Here is a 19502-nt window from a genome sequence, read left to right as displayed (position 1 = left end):
TCCGGAAACAAGTGAGCGTTTCCGGATTCTTACACAGCCACTGGATCGGTCAACTGATCCTTAACTGATCGGCATTAGACCCTTTGGCCCCGTTCTATTTATTAGTGAAATTACAATCTCACCGGATCGATATGCCAGATATGATCAGCGTACTCTTTGATAGTACGGTCAGAAGAGAAGTAGCCCATATTGGCAATGTTCAGCATCGCTTTTGCGGTCCACTCTTCCTGAAGCTCGTAGAGTTCGTCGACTTTATCCTGACAATCGACATAGCTGCGATAATCCGCCAGTACCTGGTAGTGATCGCCGAAGTTGATCAGCGAATCAACCAGATCGCGATAGCGACCCGGATCTTCCGGACTGAATACACCGCTGCCGATTTGCGTCAGCACCTGATGCAGCTCCTCATCTTTCTCGTAGTATTCACGCGGTTTGTAGCCCTGACGACGCAGTTCTTCCACTTCTTCCGCTGTGTTACCAAAAATAAAGATATTGTCAGCACCGACATGATCCAGCATCTCGACATTCGCACCGTCCAACGTACCGATAGTCAGCGCACCGTTAAGCGCAAACTTCATGTTACTGGTGCCGGAAGCTTCCGTCCCTGCCAGCGAAATCTGTTCAGACAGATCTGCCGCCGGAATGATCAACTGCGCCAGGCTAACGCTGTAGTTCGGGATGAACACGACTTTCAGCTTATCGCCAATCTGCGGATCGTTGTTGATCACTTTCGCTACGTCATTGATCAAATGAATAATGTGCTTCGCCATGTAATAGGCCGAAGCCGCCTTACCGCCAAAAATATTCACGCGCGGTACCCACTTCGCATCCGGGTCGGCCTTGATGCGGTTATAGCGGGTAATCACATGCAACACATTCATCAATTGACGTTTGTATTCGTGAATACGTTTGATTTGTACATCGAACAACGCCTTTGGATTCACCACCACATTCAGCTGCTGGGCGATATACTCTGCCAGACGCTTTTTGTTCTCCAGCTTCGCCTGATGCACAGCGTGATTAACCATTGGGAAATCACAGTGTTGTTGCAGCTCATTAAGCAGGCTAAGGTCGGTGCGCCAGTTACGGCCCAGGTGTTCGTCCAGCACGGCTGAAAGCGATGGGTTCGCTACCGCCAGCCAGCGACGCGGCGTCACACCGTTGGTGACGTTGGTGAAACGACCCGGGAAGATTTTCGCAAAGTCGGCAAACAACGATTGCACCATCAGATTAGAGTGCAGTTCCGATACACCGTTAACTTTGTGGCTCACAACAACCGCCAGCCAGGCCATACGCACACGACGACCGTTGGATTCATCAATGATCGACGCCCGTCCCAGCAGATCGGTATCGTTCGGATACTGTTCCTGCAAGGTTTTCAGGAAATAGTCGTTGATTTCAAAGATGATCTGCAGGTGACGCGGCAGAATTTTACCCAGCATATCAACCGGCCAGGTTTCCAGCGCCTCGCTCATCAGCGTGTGGTTAGTGTAGGAGAAGACCTGACAACACACCTCAAACGCGTCGTCCCAGCTAAATTGGTGCTCATCGATCAGCAGACGCATCATCTCAGGAATCGACAGTACCGGATGGGTATCATTGAGATGAATCGCGATTTTATCCGCCAGGTTATCGTAGGTTTTATGCAACTGATAATGACGGCTTAAAATGTCCTGAATGGTCGAGGAAACCAAGAAGTATTCCTGACGCAGGCGCAGCTCACGCCCGGAGTAGGTGGAGTCATCCGGATACAGTACGCGAGATACGTTCTCGGAGTGGTTTTTATCTTCCACTGCCGCGAAGTAGTCACCCTGGTTGAATTTACCGAGGTTAATTTCGCTACTGGCTTGCGCACTCCACAAACGCAGCGTGTTGGTCGCGTCGGTGTCGTAACCAGGGATTATCTGATCGTAAGCGACTCCCAGAATCTCTTCGGTTTCAATCCAGCGCGTTTTTTTACCTTCCTGCTGAATGCGACCACCAAAACGGACTTTATAGCGCGTGTTGTGGCGTTTGAATTCCCACGGGTTACCGTATTCCAGCCAGTAGTCTGGCGACTCTTTCTGGCTACCGTTAACGATGTTCTGCTTGAACATACCGTAGTCATAGCGGATGCCGTAACCGCGCCCCGGCAACCCTAACGTCGCCAGAGAATCAAGGAAGCAAGCCGCCAGACGTCCCAGGCCACCGTTACCGAGGCCTGGGTCATTTTCTTCATCAATCAGCTCTTCGAGATTTAACCCCATCGCTTCCAGTGCGCCCTGTACATCTTCGTAAATTCCTAGCGACAACATGGCGTTGGAGAGCGTACGGCCAATCAAAAACTCCATCGACAGGTAGTAAACCTGACGAGTTTCTTGCGACAACTGGGCACGGTTTGAACGTAACCAGCGCTCCACGAGACGATCGCGCACAGCAAATAACGTTGCGTTCAGCCATTCATGTTTATTGGCGACGACCGGGTCCTTTCCAATCGTAAACATCAGCTTGTAAGCGATAGAGTGCTTAAGAGCTTCTACGCTAAGCGTGGGCGATGAATATGTAAACGGAGCATTCATATAGGCGTTTCCTGAAAACTATTTCAAGCGATAGTAAAGCTCACGGTACGACTTCGCCGCGACCTGCCAGCTAAAATCCATTGCCATAGCCTGACGTTGCACAAACCGCCACAGTGAAGGACGGGACCACAGTACAAAAGCACGCCGAATAGCCCGTAACAGCGACCAGGCATTACTATCTTCAAAGACAAACCCACTGGCGACGCCATCTGCAAGGTTCTCAAGAGAACAGTCAGAAACCGTATCAGCAAGCCCACCGGTGCGCCGCACTAACGGCAGCGTACCGTACTTCAATCCATAAAGTTGCGTTAAGCCGCACGGTTCAAAACGGCTGGGCACCAGAATGACGTCCGCGCCGCCCATAATGCGATGCGAAAATGCTTCGTGATAGCCAATCTGAACGCCCACCTGACCGGGGTATTCCGCTGCCGCCGCAAGGAAACCTTCCTGCAGCACCGGATCGCCCGCGCCGAGTAGCGCCAGCTGCCCGCCCTGCTCCAGAAGCCCCGGTAAGGCTTCCAGCACCAGGTCGAGACCTTTCTGGCTGGTCAGACGGCTCACCACTGCAAAAAGCGGCACTTTATCGTCAACCTTAAGCCCCATTGCGATTTGTAACTGGCTCTTATTTTCCGCTTTATCTTCCAACGTATCGCGGGTGTAACGCGAGGCCAACAGTAAGTCCGTCTCTGGACTCCAGATTTTCTCGTCCACGCCGTTCAGTACGCCTGAAAGACGCCCTTCACGGTGACGCTGTTGCAACAGACCTTCCATACCGTAGGCAAACTGCGGTTCGGTGATCTCGCGAGCGTAGGTTGGACTGACCGCCGTAATGTGATCGGCATAGTACAGACCGGCCTTCAGGAAAGAGATTTGTCCGTTGAATTCCAGCCCATGAATATTAAAGAATGACCATGGCAATTGGATGTCATTCATGTGATGTGCATAAAACATGCCTTGATAGGCCAGGTTGTGCACAGTAAACACCGACTTCGCAGGACGCCCGCGCGCCGCCAGATACGCAGGCGCAAGACCTGCATGCCAGTCGTGCACATGCACCACATCAGGACGCCAGAATGGGTCAAGCCCGCTGGCCATTTCTGCCCCAACCCACCCCAGCAGCGCAAAACGCAATACGTTGTCGGTATAGGCAAATAAGTTGGTATCGTGATACGGGCTTCCCGGACGATCATAGAGATGCGGCGCGTCAATCAGGTATATGCCAACCCCGTTGTAATGACCGAACAACAGCGTGATATGCCCGGCGAAAGTATCACGACGGGATACTACCTGCGCATCGGTCACGCCACGGCGAATATCGGGAAATGCAGGCAACAGTACGCGAGCGTCAACGCCGTCTGCGATTTGTGCTGCGGGTAATGCCCCAATAACATCAGCCAGACCGCCGGTTTTAAGCAGCGGGAACATCTCTGAACATACATGTAAAACCTGCATTATCGCTCCTGTTTATGCCCTAACTTCCGTAGCATTTCGCGCGTTACCAGCACGATGCCTTCTTCTGAACGATAGAAACGACGTGCATCTTCCTCTGCGTTTTCACCAATCACCATGCCTTCCGGGATAACACAAGCACGATCGATGACGCAGCGGCGCAGACGGCACGAGCGACCTACCCATACTTCCGGTAACAATACGGCGGAATCAATGTTGCAGAATGAATTCACGCGAACGCGCGAGAACAGAACGGACTGCACCACCACCGAACCGGAGATCACACAACCGCCGGATACCAGTGAGTTAAGGGTCATCCCGTGGCTACCGGAGCGATCCTGCACGAATTTCGCTGGCGGTAATGATTCATTGTAGGTGCGAATTGGCCAATTGCGATCGTACATATCCAGTTCCGGCACCACAGAGGCCAGATCGAGATTCGCTTTCCAGTAAGCTTCCAGCGTACCCACATCGCGCCAGTACGGCTCGGCATCCGGGTCGGATTGTACGCAAGAGAGCGGGAACGGGTGCGCATAGGCCAGACCGGCTTCGGTGATCTTGGGAATCAAATCTTTGCCAAAGTCGTGGCTGGAGTTCTCATCACGATCGTCTTCTTCCAGCAGTTCATACAGATAGTCGGCGTCAAAGACGTAGATACCCATACTCGCCAGAGATTTGCTCGGATCGTTCGGCATTGACGGTGGGTTAGCAGGTTTTTCAACGAATTCGATAATTTTATCGTTCTCATCAACCGCCATAACGCCAAATGCGGAGGCTTCTTCAATCGGTACTGGCATACAAGCAACGGTGCAACGTGCGCCTTTTTCGACGTGATCGATAAGCATACGCGAGTAGTCTTGCTTGTAGATATGGTCGCCCGCCAGGATCACCACGTATTCCGCTTTATAACGGCGGATAATGTCGAGGTTTTGGGTGACCGCATCTGCGGTGCCGCGATACCAGTTTTCCCCTTTCATTCTCTGCTGTGCTGGCAGCAGATCGACAAACTCGTTCATTTCTTCATTGAAGAATGACCAGCCGCGCTGAATGTGCTGCACCAGAGTGTGGGACTGGTACTGGGTGATCACGCCCATACGACGGATCCCAGAGTTGATGCAGTTAGACAGCGCAAAGTCAATAATGCGGAACTTACCGCCGAAGTGTACGGCCGGTTTTGCTCGCTTATTGGTTAAATCCTTCAGGCGGGTACCACGTCCTCCCGCCAGTATCAGGGCAACAGATTTCAATGGCAGCTGGCGCGCCAACATTAAGTGATCGTTCTTCTCTAAACTAACCATGACTAACTCCTTTTTTATCATCTCTGGAACACACACAATCCGTGTGCAGGTCCCTGCCAGACAACCGTAATCACTGGGTTATCCTCTCCAGCGAATGGGGGAATGGCGTGCCACTCCCCAGCAGGTAAAACAATCTCTGTTACCTCAAGCGTGGCGTTAATTGCGATCAAAAAGCGATCCGAGAGCAGAATTTGCAGCTGTTTCGGCCCGTTTTGCCACTCATCCGTGCTTAAAGGTTGAGCATATCGATTTAGCCAACGGACATTGCCGTCACCTTCTTCCCACCAGCGATTCTCCACCAAAGCGGGAATGCGCTTGCGCAGATGGATTAACGCGGCGGTAAATGCGGTTAAACCACTGCTTGCCTGCGACCAGTCCAACCAGTTTAATTGGTTATCCTGACAGTAGGCATTGTTATTGCCATGCTGGCTGTGACCATGTTCGTCACCGGCCAGTAACATCGGCGTGCCCTGGGAGAGCAACAACGTTGTTAACAGGGCATGAATGCTGTCGCGCCGCCGTTCAACCAGGTCAAGAGTACCGCCTAACCCTTCTTTACCATGATTGTTACTGTAATTGTTGTTGGTCCCGTCGCGATTTTCTTCTCCGTTTGCTTCATTGTGTTTATGGTTGAAGCAAACGCAGTCGCGAAGCGTAAAACCGTCATGCGCGGTGACGAGATTAATCGCGGCACTCGGCAGACGACCATTACGTTTAAAAACATCGCTGGAGGCAGCAAAACGCCCGGCAAACGCCCCCAGAGGCAAATCATAATGTAGCCAGAAACGACGGGCAGCATCGCGGAAATGATCGTTCCACTCGGCAAACAGCGGCGGGAAATTTCCCACCTGATAACCACTAGGAGCGATATCCCACGGTTCAGCAATTAACTTCACCTGCGAGAGCACCGGGCAGTTCTGGATAGCGGTAAACAACGGCGCATCCTGACGGAACTCTGGCGTACGGCCCATGACTGCCGCCAGATCAAAGCGGAAACCATCGACGTGGCAGGTTTCTACCCAATAACGCAGGCAGGCGCTGGCATAATCCACCACCGCCGGATGACTCAAATTGAGCGTGTTGCCGCAACCGGTCCAGTTGTGATAATCGCCGTCTTCTCTTATCCAATAATAGCTACGGTTATCGATCCCACGCAGCGAGAATAACGGGCCGTCGAGGTCCAGTTCCGCACTATGGTTGAGCACGATATCAAGAATGACTTCGATACCCGCTTTATGCAGTGCTTTGATTGCATCGCGAAACTCATCCAGCGCCGTTTCTGGCGAGCAGGCATACGCCGGATGCAGCGCAAACATCGCCACCGGGTTGTAACCCCAGTAGTTACTTAGCCCCATGCGTTGCAGACGTGGTTCACTGGCAAACTGCGCCACTGGCAGCAGTTCCAGCGCGGTAATGCCCAATTGTTTCAAATAGTTGATCATCACCGGATGCCCGAGGGCTTTATAAGTGCCACGGATCTCGACCGGGATCTCCGGGTGCAAGTACGTTAATCCTTTGACATGGGCTTCATAAATGATGGTGCTGCCCCACGGCGTGCGCGGCGGGGCGTCATCTTCCCAGTCATAGTGATCAACCACCACTACGCATTTCGGCGCAATGGCGGCGTTGTCGCGATAGTCAGGTTCATTATGACCGGCGTGCAGCAGCGGGTTATCTTTAAACTCCCCGTCAATTTGCCGCGCGCAAGGATCAATCAACAACTTCGCCGGGTTAAAGCGATGCCCCTCGGCGGGTTGCCAGGGGCCATGAACGCGATAACCATAACGCAAACCCGGGCGCGCATCCGGCAGATAACCGTGCCAAATGTCGCCACTGTTCCCTGGCAAGTCATAGCGATGTTCCTGGCCATTGGCGTCAAAGACACACAGTTCTACCCGCTCGGCATGAGCGGAGAAAAGTGTGAAGTTGACGCCCTGACCGTCGTAATGCGCGCCGAGGGGAGCGGGTTTGCCAATGGCGAGTTGTGTCATTCTGCCTCCCGAACCAGCCAGATAGTGGCCAGCGGTGGTAGCGTCAGGCTTAGTGAATGCTGACGACCGTGGCTGGCAATCTCATCGCTGTGTACCGTGCCGCCATTGCCTGCATTACTGCCGTGATAGTGTATGGAATCGGTATTGAGGATTTCACGCCATTTACCTGGCTGATTAATGCCGAAGCGATAATCATGACGCGGCACCGGCGTAAAGTTACTGGCAACGATAATTTCGTTACCCTCTTTATCGCGACGCACAAAGATCAGCACCGAGCGTTCTTTGTCATCCACCACCAGCCATTCAAAGCCGTACGGGTCAAAATCCAGTTCATGCATTGCTTTATGGTGGCGGTAGGTGAGGTTCAGATCGCGCACCAGACGCTGGACACCGTGGTGCCAGTTATCGCCGCCTTCCAACAGATGCCAGTCGAGGCTGGCGTCATGGTTCCACTCGCGGCCCTGGGCAAATTCGTTCCCCATGAACAGCAGTTTCTTGCCCGGAAATGCCCACATCCAGCCATAGTAAGCGCGCAGGTTAGCGAATTTCTGCCATGCGTCGCCCGGCATGCGGTCGAGAATCGATTTTTTACCGTGGACCACTTCATCATGCGACAACGGCAGGACGAAGTTTTCAGTGTAGTTGTAGAGCATCCCGAAGGTCAGTTTATCGTGATGATACTGACGATAAATCGGGTCGAGCTTCATGTAGTCCAGGGTGTCATGCATCCAGCCGAGGTTCCACTTGTACCAGAAGCCCAGACCGCCCATATCCTGCGGACGAGAAACGCCAGGGAAATCGGTAGACTCCTCAGCCATTGTCACCGCACCGGAAACCTGCTCACCAAGAATACGGTTGGTATTACGCAAGAATTCAATCGCTTCAAGATTCTCGCGCCCGCCAAATTCGTTCGGGATCCACTCCCCCTCTTTACGGCTGTAGTCACGATAAATCATCGACGCCACCGCATCGACGCGCAGCGCATCAATACCAAAACGTTCAATCCAGTAAAGCGCGTTACCGACGAGGAAGTTACTGACTTCACGGCGACCATAGTTGTAGATCAGCGTGTTCCAGTCCTGATGATAGCCTTCACGCGGATCGCTGTGTTCATACAAGTTCGTGCCATCAAATTCGGCAAGCGCAAAGTCATCAGTCGGGAAGTGGCCTGGCACCCAGTCGAGAATCACGTTCAGACCAGCTGCGTGTGCGGCATCAATGAAATAACGGAAGTCGTCGCGAGTACCAAAACGGCGGGTTGGTGCATACAGGCCGGTTGGCTGATAACCCCAACTGCCATCGAAGGGATGCTCGTTAATGGGCAGTAGTTCGAGGTGGGTAAAGCCCATCCATTTAGCATAAGGCACCAGTTGATCGGCCAGCTCGCGGTAGCTCAACCAGAAATTGTTGTCGGTGTGGCGACGCCAGGAACCCAGGTGAACTTCATAAATAGAGATTGGCGCATCAAACTGATTCGCTTTTTTGCGCTCTTCAGTCTGTACAACCTTTTCCGGCAGCCCGCAAATAAGAGACGCGGTTTCCGGGCGCATTTGCGCTTCGAAGGCATAAGGGTCGGACTTCAGACGCAAGTTGCCATTGGCATCAATCATCTCGTATTTATAGAGCTGACCGTTATGCGCCCCAGGGATAAACAGTTCCCAGATGCCGCTCTCTTTACGCAGGCGCATCGGGTGACGGCGACCGTCCCAGTAGTTGAATTGCCCAACCACCGAGACCCGACGGGCGTTTGGAGCCCAGACAGAGAAACGCGTACCTGTGACGCCATCCATAGTATCTGCATGCGCGCCTAAGGTTTCATACGGGCGCAGGTGAGTACCTTCAGATAATAGCCAGGCATCCATTTCCTGGATTAGCGGACCAAAACGGTAAGGATCATCAATCAGGTTTTGCTGACCATGCCAGACAACAGCCAACTGATAGCGGAAAAAATTCTTACGTCGCGGAATGACGCCGCTAAAGAATCCCCGTGAGTCGAGACACTCCAGTTTTGCGAGTTTGCGCCCGGTTTTCGGTTCAATCACCCACACATCGGTAGCGTCGGGTAAAAGGGCACGGACTTCCAGTCCCGCGGTGGTTTTATGCATTCCCAGTACGGAAAAAGGATCCGCAAAATGGCCTGCAATTAGCGCGTTAATCACGTCTCTATCGATACGATCGGACATGCTTGTCTTCCTGTTTTATTGTGTCACCCCATCCAATTGGATTTTTGACTTCTGGTTGTGACATTTTTTTGACCTGAACGGCGCAGCACTCTGTGCATCCTCTCTGCGTCGTCCTCACTTCAGGTAAGGCTGTGAATACTCATGTATTCAGCCACCCTTAAAGAATAGCCAATGCTCTATTTAACTCCCGGTAAATCATGAAACATCTGCGCTTACTCCTGTATTACGCACTAACAGGGGCGGCATCGCGCCCCAGATTTAATGAATAAAGATTACGCCAGTTGACGAAGCATCCGACGCAGCGGCTCCGCGGCCCCCCACAGCAGCTGGTCGCCCACGGTAAAGGCTGACAGGAACTCTGGTCCCATATTCAGCTTACGCAGGCGGCCTACCGGCGTGGTCAGCGTGCCGGTAACGGCAGCTGGGGTTAGCTCACGCATAGTGATTTCCCGATCGTTCGGAACGACTTTCGCCCACGGATTGTGCGCAGCCAGCAGTTCTTCGACGGTCGGAATAGACACATCTTTTTTCAATTTAATAGTGAATGCCTGGCTGTGGCAGCGCAATGCCCCGACACGCACACATAAACCATCTACCGGAATTACGGAAGATGTGTTGAGGATCTTGTTGGTTTCCGCCTGCCCTTTCCACTCTTCGCGGCTCTGACCGTTATCGAGCTGTTTGTCGATCCACGGAATCAGGCTACCCGCCAGCGGCACGCCAAAGTTATCCACCGGCAGCTCACCGCTACGGGTTAAGGTTGTGACTTTGCGTTCGATATCGAGAATAGCAGAGGACGGGGTCGCGAGTTCATCTGCCACATGGCCATACAGATGGCCCATCTGGGTTAATAACTCACGCATATGTCGCGCACCACCGCCGGAAGCGGCCTGGTAGGTTGCAACGGACACCCAATCAACAAGATCATTGGCGAATAAACCACCCAACGACATCAACATCAGGCTTACGGTACAGTTACCGCCAACAAAAGTCCTGATGCCATTATTTAATCCGTCGGTAATGACGTCCTGATTGACGGGGTCAAGAATGATGATGGCGTCATCTTTCATGCGCAGAGACGATGCTGCGTCAATCCAGTAACCTTGCCATCCGCTTTCACGAAGCTTTGGATAGATTTCGTTGGTATAATCGCCGCCCTGACAGGTCACAATGATATCGAGGGCCTTTAGCGCCTCTAGATCAAAGGCATCCTGAAGTGTGCCAGTGGTTCCGCCAAAAGACGGCGCAGCCTGGCCAAGCTGAGAAGTAGAAAAGAAGACAGGGCGAATGGCGTCGAAGTCGCGCTCTTCAACCATGCGTTGCATGAGAACGGAGCCGACCATACCGCGCCAGCCGATAAAACCAACATTTTTCATAAGCGTTTTTTCCTGCAAAGATGTGTGCTGTATAAATGTGCCGGTCTCCTCTTGGCACATCTTTCACCATACAAAAAGCTGCCAAAGTCGCAAGTGAAATTAATCAATGATAGCGAAGCCATCAGTAATGCGACTTATCCTGCTTTGTTAGCACGCAGAAAGTCCGCGGCAATTATCAGGGAATTTGAGTTATGAATGAAATCATTTCTGCAGCAGTTTTATTGATCCTGATTATGGATCCGCTCGGAAACCTGCCTATTTTCATGTCCGTACTGAAACATACTGAACCGAAAAGACGGCGGGCAATCATGGTGCGAGAGTTGCTTATTGCTCTCCTGGTGATGCTGGTGTTCCTGTTTGCGGGTGAGAAAATTCTGGCATTTCTCAGCCTGCGAGCAGAAACCGTCTCCATTTCTGGCGGCATCATTCTGTTTCTAATCGCCATTAAGATGATTTTCCCCAGCGCTTCAGGAAATAGCAGCGGGCTTCCGGCAGGTGAAGAGCCATTTATCGTGCCGTTGGCAATTCCGTTAGTCGCCGGGCCGACTATTCTCGCCACGCTGATGTTGTTGTCTCATCAGTACCCGAATCAGATGGGACATCTGGTGATTGCTCTGCTGCTGGCCTGGGGCGGCACCTTTGTCATCCTGCTACAGTCTTCGCTATTTTTACGTCTGCTGGGCGAGAAAGGGGTGAACGCACTTGAACGCCTGATGGGATTGATTCTGGTGATGATGGCAACTCAGATGTTCCTCGACGGCATTCGAATGTGGATGAAGGGGTAACGAGGAGAGTTTTTCGAAAAGAGCCCGGTAGCGTCACAACTACCGGGCGAACAAACTTAACTCAACAGCTGGAACGCAATCATCCCAACGATGGCACCAACAGTGCCGAGGATGGTTTCCATCATGGTCCAGGTTTTCAGCGTTTCGGCTTCGGTCGCGCCGGTAAATTTACCGAACAACCAGAAACCAGCGTCGTTAACGTGGCTGACAACAATCGAACCACCAGCGATACAAATCGACAGTGCCGCCATTTGCGCACCAGAGTAGTTCAGTTGTTCAATGACTGGCATCACCAGTCCCACCGCCGTTAAACAGGCTACGGTGGCAGCCCCCTGAATGATGCGCACTGCAGCAGCCAGCACGAAGCAGGTGATAGCAATCGGCAGGCCCATGCCGGTTAACGCTTCGCCCAGTGCCGGACCTACGCCAGAGTCAACCAGCACCTGTTTGAACACGCCGCCTGCACCAATCACCAGCAGAATGATCCCCGCCGGTTGCAGCGCGTGACCGCAAATCTCCATCACTTTGTCTTTTGGCATGCCCTGACGCATTGCCAGGCCATAAATCGCTACCAGACAAGCAACCAGAATCGCGGTAAACGGATGACCAATAAACTCGAACCATTCGTAAGCGGTAGAGCCTTCTGGCACAAAACGCGCGGCAATGGTTTTCAGCCCCACCAGCACCAGCGGCAACAGGATCAGCGACAGGCTGAATCCGAAAGATGGCATTTTACCTTCGCCGAGATGCGGTTCGCTGATGTCGTCAGGAATATGCAGCTCAACGTAACGGCTGATGAAGTTACCCCACAGCGGCCCGGCAATAATCATTCCCGGAATTGCCGCACACAGGCCAATCAGGATCATCCAGCCAAAGTCGGCATTCATCTGCGATGCCAGCAGCATTGGCGCTGGCCCAGGCACCAGGAACGCTGCCGCGGCCGCCACGCCTGCGAATAATGGGATTACCAGCTTCACCAGGTTCGTACCGGTGTGGCGCGCCATTGAGAAAGCAACGCTAATCAGCAGAACAATCGCCACTTCAAAGAACAGCGGTAGCGCACAGACCAGCCCCGCAAGGCCGATGGCATAATGCGCGCGGCTGTGACCGAAGGATTTGAGCATTTTGACGGCAATCTGATCGACTGCGCCGGTTTCATATAAGATCTTGCCAAACATAGCTCCCAGGGCGACAACCACCGCCAGGAAGCCGAGGGTGCCTCCCATCCCTTTTTCCATCGTCGCTGCGATTTTATCGAGCGGCATACCGGAAAAAAGGCCAGCCCCCATGGACACCACCATCAAAGCCAGGAAAGCGTGCATACGCGCCTTCATGACTAAAAACAGCAGCAGTAAAACAGACCCTACTGCTGTTAAAACAAGCGTTAATGTAGTCACTACTTATTTGCCTTTTTTAATAACCTCAATGGTGCTTGCCACAACACCTTCCAGCGGTTGATCGATATCCACCACCAGTACATCGGTTTCGTCCGCACCCGGCTCCTGCAGCGTTTCAAACTGCGTCACCAACATTTGGGTTTTAAAGAAATGGCCTTTGCGCGCTTTCAGGCGACTTTCAATCACATCAAAATCGCCTTTCAGGTAGATGAAAGAGAGATTCGGATTACCTTCACGCAGCAAGTCGCGATAGTGCTTTTTCAGTGCAGAACAGGCGATCAGCGACACTTTATTGGTGCGCTGCATAGCAAACGCGGAGTCGTTCAGCGCCTGCAACCAGGGTTTGCGATCGTCGTCATTCAGCGGTTCGCCAGACGCCATTTTTTCGATATTGCGCCGTGGATGGAGGAAATCGCCATCAAGAAACGCGGCATGAAGTTGATGCGCCACTTCACTGGCGACCGCAGATTTGCCGCTGCCCGATACGCCCATCAAGACGTAAATGTGGTGATCATGGTTAGTCGTGCTCAAAGTGGTGCCCCCACAATACAAGAATTAAAAATGTTACGGGTAACTGTTATCGGCAACATTGTCCAGCCGGACAATATCAGAAGCAATATCCATCCGTGCCTTAAGTGTATAAGTGTGAGCTACTTCAAATTTGTGGGCTTAAATAGATCCGCCCGGTGACAAGGTGAAACCTAAATCTAACATTTTCGGTGTCACAGATTCGCCACGAATACGCGCCAGCAGGCGTTCAGCGCCAATACTGCCCATCCGCTCACGCGGCGTCAGCACGCTCGCAAGTCGTGGCTCCATCACCTGACCAATGTCATGACCGTGGAAACCGGCAATCGCCATATCGTCAGGAACTTTTAACCCCAGACGCTGACATTCAAACGCCGCGCCGACCGCCAGATCATCATTAGTACAGAACACGCCATCCAGCTGCGGATATTCCCGCCGCGCCTGGCGAATCAGTTCAATACCGGAAGAGTAAGAAGAAGATTGCTCAACCATCACGCTATATGGCACCAGGCCTGCATCCAGCATCGCCTGTTCGTATCCCTTCTGTTTGATGATAGTACGTTCGTCGAGACGTGCGCCGAGATAGGCAATGTGGCGATGCCCACGAGCAATAATGGCGGTAGTCATCTGGCGTGCCGCTTCAAAGTTATCAAAACCGACGGCGATATCGAGGCACGGCGACTGGCTGTCCATCAACTCCACCACCGGGATCCCCGCCACTTCAATCATCTTTAAGGTGCGCGGCGTGTGGGTACGTTCGGTGAGGATCAGGCCGTCGATATTCCAGGAGAGCATGGATTCGAGACGTTCTTGCTCCATTTCCGGTTTATAACCGTAGTGCGCCAGCATGGTCTGATAACCGTGCGCGTCGGTGACGCTTTCGATTCCGCGTAATACTTCCGCGAAAACCTGGTTGGTGAGAGAAGGTAACAGGACGCCAATCGCCCGGCTGGTAGCGTTAGAGAGGATATCGGGCGCACGATTGGGAATATAGCCCAGTTCATCAAGAGCGGCGGCAATCTTGCCGCGTAGAGCGACGGAAACCTGCTCCGGGTTGCGTAAAAAACGGCTGACCGTCATTTTGGTCACGCCTACACGGTCAGCCACATCCTGAAGTACGGGTCTTTTCTTTTTCATCGTCCTGAAGGTACAAAAGAGATAGATTCTCTTAGTTTAACACGGACGCATCAGAACCTTCCCGGGGAAAACAGTGCTTGTTTACAATTATTAGATATACACTAAATCAATTGCATCGCATTGTGCTAACGACGCGGCAAAACCCCGGAAGCGTGCATCAGCACGCGACCGGAGCGAGCGAGGAAGCCTGCAAAAAGGCAGGCTTCAAAGATGCCGTTGAGTTTTAAACCGGCGGCAGATCGAACAGTAACACTTCGCTGTCGCTATCCGCATGGATGGAGATTGCCTGCTCATCCCAGATTGCCAGACCATCGCTGGTCGAGGCTTTCACGCCGTTAATGGTAACATTGCCTTTTACCACCTGAATCCAGACGCGGCGTTCAGCGGCAATCTGATGCACCGACTGCTCATCTTTCAGCAACGCCCAACGATACAGTTCCATATCCTGATGCACTTTCAGCGAACCATCTCGCGCATCCGGCGAGAGCACCAGCTGTTTGCCCTGCACGGCATCGAAGCGACGCTGTTCATAACGCGGCGTAATGCCATTTTCTTCAGGCATGATCCAGATCTGATACAGATGCAGACGCTCGGTGCTGCTTGGGTTGTACTCTGAGTGACGAATACCCGTACCCGCACTCATAATCTGGAACTCACCCGCCGGAACCTGCTCTTTATTGCCCATGCTGTCCTGATGCTCAACAGTACCTTCCAGCACGTAGGTCAAAATTTCCATATCTTTATGCGGGTGAGTGCCGAAGCCCTGCCCTACTTCAATCACGTCGTCGTTAATCACGCGCAGCGCGGAGAAGCCCATAAAGTTCGGATCGTAATAGTTGGCACAAGAGAAAGTATGCCAGGAGTCCAGCCAGCCATGATTTGCATGACCACGTTCATTTGCTTTGCGTAAGTAGATCATTTGTATTCGCCCCCTGAATGATTTCGATGGGCTTAGTGTGGACCCGATCTGCCTGGGATGATAGAGGGTGAAAATTGCCCCCTCTGTTCAAAAAAATTGAACTATTCGAGGGGCCATCAAACTTAATTCGCGAGAGTCACTGTGGAGGGAGAGGCTTGCTCAAATCCGCGTTCAAGGATTTCCAGATTGGTAAGAACTTCAGATTCCTTGACGTAATTTGGCGCACCGTGGGTGATGGTTTGATACAACGCATCATAAACACGCCCGTAATCGCCCATCTCCGGCTTCATCTCTTCTCTGACCGTCACACCCTCGTCATTGACATACTCCAGCACACCGACCGAATCATCCGCTGCGAATCCCGGTTCGCCCGGCATAATATTAGCCTTCAGGCTGGTTTCCTGCTGGTCGATACCGTATTTAATAAACGAACCTTTCTTACCGTGAACGATAAATTTCGGATAATCGATTTTCACCAGATGGCTGGTTTTGACGATGGCTTTCAGGTCGCCATAAAACAGTTGCGCTTCAAAGGTGTCGTCAGGATTGGCTTTATTACGCAGGCTGCGGATGTCATAAGCGACGTGATCCGGGCGACCGAACAGAGAAATAATCTGGTCCATCGTATGCACACCAAGGCCATAGAACGCGCCATCCTGCGGCAGTCCAGGTTTGGTTTCTGCCACCGGGCGGTAATAGTCAAAATGGCTTTCCACTTCGACAATCTCTCCCAGCTTGCCGCTTTCAATCGCTTTTTTCGCCGTCAGGAAGCAGGAATCAAAGCGACGATTCTGATATGGCGTGACGGTCAGCCCTTTGCTTTTCGCCAGTGCAAACAGCTCTTTCGCCTGCGCAAGTGTCGGAGTGAACGTTTTTTCGACCAGCACATTTTTCCCGGCTTCCAGCGCGCGCTTCGCGTACTCGAAGTGGCTGTCCGCATGGGTGCAGACAACAACCAACTTAACATCGGGATCGTTTAGCACTTCGTCGAGATCGCTGGTGAAATGGATATGAGAGTAAATGGGAGCCTGTTCTTCCGGCTTCGCATGGCGACGAAAAATATGCGCGACATGCCAGCTATCCTTGCGGTTAAGTACATACGGCAGATGGTAACGGGTGGTGCTTTTGCCGAAGCCAATAAAGGCGCAGTTGATGACCATGATTTCGTCCTTTTTAAGGTGGTTATTTACACCTTAGCGCAAAGCGGACGTGGTTCCTACTGGAGTGCGCATAACGAACACAAGCACTCCCGTGGATAAATTGAGAACGAAAGATCAAAAAAAAAGCCAGCACCCGGCTGGCTAAGTAATACTGGAAGCAATGTGAGCAATGTCGTGCTTTCAGGTTCTCCGCGAGGGTCTTCCTGATCGCGATACAATAATAATCATTCTCATTCGCACTTGTCCAACACTTTTTGCAAAAAAATGCATTTGACTCGCATTTGAAAGTCAATGATGTTGAAAGGGACATTTACCCCAAAGAGGACAAAGGAATGAGTGAGATAGTAATACGCCACGCAGAAACACGGGATTACGAGGCCATCAGGCAGATTCACGCCCAGCCGGAGGTGTATTGCAACACACTACAGGTGCCTCATCCTTCCGATCATATGTGGCAGGAGCGACTCGCCGATCGTCCCGGCATCAAGCAACTCGTCGCCTGTATTGATGGAGACGTCGTGGGCCATCTCACCATTGACGTGCAACAGCGCCCACGCCGCAGTCATGTTGCCGATTTTGGTATCTGTGTCGACTCTCGTTGGAAGAACCGCGGCGTCGCCAGCGCCCTGATGCGAGAGATGATTGAAATGTGCGACAACTGGTTACGGGTAGATCGCATTGAACTAACCGTGTTTGTCGATAACGCGCCAGCAATTAAGGTCTATAAAAAATTCGGCTTTGAGATTGAAGGGACCGGTAAGAAGTACGCATTGCGTAATGGTGAATATGTCGATGCGTATTATATGGCGCGGGTGAAATAGAGAATTTGCAATCTAAGTTTGTCATTTAAGCCCTCACCTACCGGGAGGGCTTAAGATATTAATACCCCGCCGTTAAATCATCCACCGAGCGCGGGTCGGATGCGCCGTACAACTCACCGTCCGGCCCAACCATAATGCTTTGTGTGCTGCCCATCGCCTCTTTCAGCGCCACTTTCTGACCTTTTGCTTCCAGCAGCTTGAGCGTATCCGGGCTAAACCCTTTTTCGACACGCAGCTCGTCCGGCAACCACTGATGGTGGAAACGCGGCGCATTGGTCGCTTCGGCGACGTTCATGCCATAATCGATGCTATTCACCACCATTTGCAGCACCGTGGTGATAATCCGGCTACCGCCTGGGCTACCGGTAACCAGCCAGGTTTTACCGTCTTTCACCACAATGGTCGGCGACATCGACGACAGCGGGCGTTTGTTCGGCCCGACGGCGTTGGCATCACCGCCCACCAGCCCGTAAACGTTCGGTACGCCCGGTTTGGCGGAGAAATCATCCATCTGGTTATTAAGCAGAATACCGCTCTCACCCGCGACAATACCCGTACCGAAGGTGGTGTTCAGCGTATAGGTCACCGCCACCGCGTTACCGTCTTTATCCACTACAGAGTAATGGGTAGTTTGATTACTCTCATAAGGCGCAAGCTTGCCAGGGCGAATCTCACTGGACGGCTTCGCTTTTTTGATATCAATTTGATCGGCAATGGATTTGGCATAGGCTTTATTGGTCAGTGCCTGCCACGGGACTTTGACAAAATCCGGGTCGCCAAGATATTCCGAGCGGTCGGCGTAGGCGTATTTCTCCGCTTCTGCCATGATTTGCATCGCATCGGCGCTGCCAAAGCCGTATTTCTTCATATCGAAGTTTTCCAGAATATTGAGGATTTGTACGATATGGATCCCGCCGGAGGATGGCGGTGGCATGGAGTAAACCTGATACCCGCGATAATCGCCGCTTATCGGAGTGCGTTCGACCGCTTTATAGGCCGCTAAATCTTCTTTAGTGATCAAGCCACCGTTTTTCTGCATCTCCTGGGCGATCTGTTCCGCAATCGTGCCTTTATAGAATTCGTCCGGGCCGTTTTCAGCAATCATCTCCAGGCTCTTTGCCAGGTTCGCCTGCACCAGCGTGTCGCCCTTTTTCAGCGGCTCGCCCTCTTTCCAGAAGATAGCTTTACTGTTTTCGTGATTCGGCAACACTTCGCTACCGTAGGTTTTGAGATCGTCAGCCAGCGCGTCGTTAACGATAAAACCATCGCGTGCCAGTTTAAACGCGGGCTGCACGACTTTGTTCAGCGGCATGGTGCCGTATTTATCCAGCGCCAGCGAGAAACCTGCTACCGTACCCGGTGTGCCGGAAGCCAGATGCGAAGTGAGTGATTTTTTGCTGTCCGGGTTGCCCTGATCATCGAGGAACATATCGCGGGTCGCTTTGGCGGGTGCCATTTCGCGGAAATCGATAGCCGTGGTATTGCCATTTTTCGAGCGGATTAACATAAAACCACCACCGCCCAGATTCCCTGCCTGCGGATGCGTTACCGCCAGCGCGTAGCCCACCGCCACGGCGGCATCAACGGCATTCCCGCCCTCCTTGAGGATATCCACCCCCACCTGAGTGGCAGTGGCGTCCACAGACGCTACCATTCCCTGTTTCGCGCGTACCGGATGGAAGACATCTTCCTCCACACCATACGAGACGGGCGGCGCAGGAGGCGCGGCGGCGGCGCTAAAACAACTTCCTGAGAGCAGAGCAGCAATGGCCACCCGGCGTAAAAACGTCGGTTTTATCATCGTTATTCTCCAGAGATTAAGGGGCAACCCCAGCTAAGCCTGGTATATAACTCTGAATTAATCATCGTTTTGTCGGGAAGCGAGTAAACTTAAAGGATA

14 protein-coding genes are annotated in these 19502 nt (G+C 52.4%); 2 read left to right on the top strand and 12 right to left on the bottom strand.

Going from position 1 to position 19502, the window contains the following annotated elements:
* Positions 1–110: 110 nt before the first annotated feature.
* From glgP to asd, 6 genes are all read right to left on the bottom strand, one after another.
* A complete protein-coding gene (gene glgP, locus ABZJ92_RS03755) occupies positions 111–2558 on the bottom strand; it encodes a glycogen phosphorylase (protein ID WP_000993449.1) in 2448 nt (815 codons plus the stop codon).
* An 18-nt stretch (positions 2559–2576) separates the two neighbouring features.
* Positions 2577–4010, bottom strand: a complete 1434-nt coding sequence (gene glgA, locus ABZJ92_RS03750; RefSeq protein ID WP_001197654.1) for a glycogen synthase GlgA — start codon at positions 4008–4010, stop codon at positions 2577–2579.
* Positions 4010–5305, bottom strand: a complete 1296-nt coding sequence (gene glgC / locus ABZJ92_RS03745) for a glucose-1-phosphate adenylyltransferase (RefSeq protein ID WP_000253975.1) — start codon at positions 5303–5305, stop codon at positions 4010–4012. Before glgC ends, glgA begins: the two co-directional genes overlap by 1 nt.
* Positions 5306–5322: 17 nt before the next feature.
* On the bottom strand, positions 5323–7296 hold the full coding sequence (glgX, locus tag ABZJ92_RS03740) for a glycogen debranching protein GlgX (RefSeq protein ID WP_000192556.1): 1974 nt from the start codon (positions 7294–7296) through the stop codon (positions 5323–5325).
* Positions 7293–9479 carry a 1,4-alpha-glucan branching enzyme gene (gene glgB, locus ABZJ92_RS03735; RefSeq protein WP_001283716.1) on the bottom strand — a complete coding sequence of 729 codons (2187 nt, stop codon included), beginning with the start codon at positions 9477–9479 and terminating at the stop codon, positions 7293–7295. The genes glgX and glgB overlap by 4 nt, the downstream gene beginning before the upstream one ends.
* Positions 9480–9751: 272 nt before the next feature.
* Entirely contained in the window at positions 9752–10855 is a 1104-nt protein-coding gene (asd, locus tag ABZJ92_RS03730; RefSeq protein ID WP_000799956.1) for an aspartate-semialdehyde dehydrogenase, read from the bottom strand.
* Positions 10856–11046: 191 nt separating this feature from the next.
* Here asd and yhgN point away from each other — a divergent pair, with 191 nt between their 5' ends.
* On the top strand, positions 11047–11640 hold the full coding sequence (yhgN, locus tag ABZJ92_RS03725; protein WP_001002544.1) for an NAAT family transporter YhgN: 594 nt from the start codon (positions 11047–11049) through the stop codon (positions 11638–11640).
* Positions 11641–11696: 56 nt separating this feature from the next.
* On the opposite strand, the gene gntU is transcribed toward yhgN, so the two are convergent.
* The 5 genes from gntU to ABZJ92_RS03700 form a co-directional block, all read right to left on the bottom strand.
* On the bottom strand, positions 11697–13037 hold the full coding sequence (gntU, locus tag ABZJ92_RS03720; RefSeq protein WP_000210126.1) for a gluconate transporter: 1341 nt from the start codon (positions 13035–13037) through the stop codon (positions 11697–11699).
* A gap of 3 nt (positions 13038–13040) precedes the next feature.
* Entirely contained in the window at positions 13041–13568 is a 528-nt protein-coding gene (gene gntK / locus ABZJ92_RS03715) for a gluconokinase (RefSeq protein ID WP_000108334.1), read from the bottom strand.
* A gap of 138 nt (positions 13569–13706) precedes the next feature.
* Complete coding sequence (gene gntR, locus ABZJ92_RS03710; protein WP_000730263.1) at positions 13707–14702, bottom strand: gluconate operon transcriptional repressor GntR; 996 nt, start codon at positions 14700–14702, stop codon at positions 13707–13709.
* Between the two features lie 223 nt (positions 14703–14925).
* A complete protein-coding gene (gene yhhW, locus ABZJ92_RS03705; RefSeq protein ID WP_000639798.1) occupies positions 14926–15621 on the bottom strand; it encodes a quercetin 2,3-dioxygenase in 696 nt (231 codons plus the stop codon).
* A 122-nt stretch (positions 15622–15743) separates the two neighbouring features.
* Positions 15744–16781, bottom strand: a complete 1038-nt coding sequence (locus ABZJ92_RS03700) for an oxidoreductase (RefSeq protein WP_000236312.1) — start codon at positions 16779–16781, stop codon at positions 15744–15746.
* Positions 16782–17113: 332 nt separating this feature from the next.
* On the opposite strand from ABZJ92_RS03700, the gene yhhY reads away from it, so the two are divergent.
* Entirely contained in the window at positions 17114–17602 is a 489-nt protein-coding gene (gene yhhY / locus ABZJ92_RS03695; protein WP_001315054.1) for an N-acetyltransferase, read from the top strand.
* A gap of 58 nt (positions 17603–17660) precedes the next feature.
* On the opposite strand, the gene ggt is transcribed toward yhhY, so the two are convergent.
* Positions 17661–19403: a gamma-glutamyltransferase gene (gene ggt, locus ABZJ92_RS03690; RefSeq protein WP_000595080.1), complete on the bottom strand. Its 1743-nt coding sequence runs from the start codon at positions 19401–19403 to the stop codon at positions 17661–17663.
* Positions 19404–19502 lie beyond the last annotated feature (99 nt).

It is taken from the genome of Shigella sp. FJ200513 (genome assembly GCF_040495915.1).
GTDB lineage: Bacteria > Pseudomonadota > Gammaproteobacteria > Enterobacterales > Enterobacteriaceae > ECMA0423.
This window is presented reverse-complemented; position numbering and strand designations above follow the sequence as displayed.

What these genes read in the sequence shown, in the direction of transcription:
- glgP (WP_000993449.1), bottom strand. Translation starts at nt 2,558, where the DNA reads ATGAATGCTCCGTTTACATATTCATCGCCCACGCTTAGCGTAGAAGCT.
- glgA (WP_001197654.1), bottom strand. Translation starts at nt 4,010, where the DNA reads ATGCAGGTTTTACATGTATGTTCAGAGATGTTCCCGCTGCTTAAAACC.
- glgC (WP_000253975.1), bottom strand. Translation starts at nt 5,305, where the DNA reads ATGGTTAGTTTAGAGAAGAACGATCACTTAATGTTGGCGCGCCAGCTG.
- glgX (WP_000192556.1), bottom strand. Translation starts at nt 7,296, where the DNA reads ATGACACAACTCGCCATTGGCAAACCCGCTCCCCTCGGCGCGCATTAC.
- glgB (WP_001283716.1), bottom strand. Translation starts at nt 9,479, where the DNA reads ATGTCCGATCGTATCGATAGAGACGTGATTAACGCGCTAATTGCAGGC.
- asd (WP_000799956.1), bottom strand. Translation starts at nt 10,855, where the DNA reads ATGAAAAATGTTGGTTTTATCGGCTGGCGCGGTATGGTCGGCTCCGTT.
- yhgN (WP_001002544.1), top strand. Translation starts at nt 11,047, where the DNA reads ATGAATGAAATCATTTCTGCAGCAGTTTTATTGATCCTGATTATGGAT.
- gntR (WP_000730263.1), bottom strand. Translation starts at nt 14,702, where the DNA reads ATGAAAAAGAAAAGACCCGTACTTCAGGATGTGGCTGACCGTGTAGGC.
- yhhW (WP_000639798.1), bottom strand. Translation starts at nt 15,621, where the DNA reads ATGATCTACTTACGCAAAGCAAATGAACGTGGTCATGCAAATCATGGC.
- ABZJ92_RS03700 (WP_000236312.1), bottom strand. Translation starts at nt 16,781, where the DNA reads ATGGTCATCAACTGCGCCTTTATTGGCTTCGGCAAAAGCACCACCCGT.
- yhhY (WP_001315054.1), top strand. Translation starts at nt 17,114, where the DNA reads ATGAGTGAGATAGTAATACGCCACGCAGAAACACGGGATTACGAGGCC.
- ggt (WP_000595080.1), bottom strand. Translation starts at nt 19,403, where the DNA reads ATGATAAAACCGACGTTTTTACGCCGGGTGGCCATTGCTGCTCTGCTC.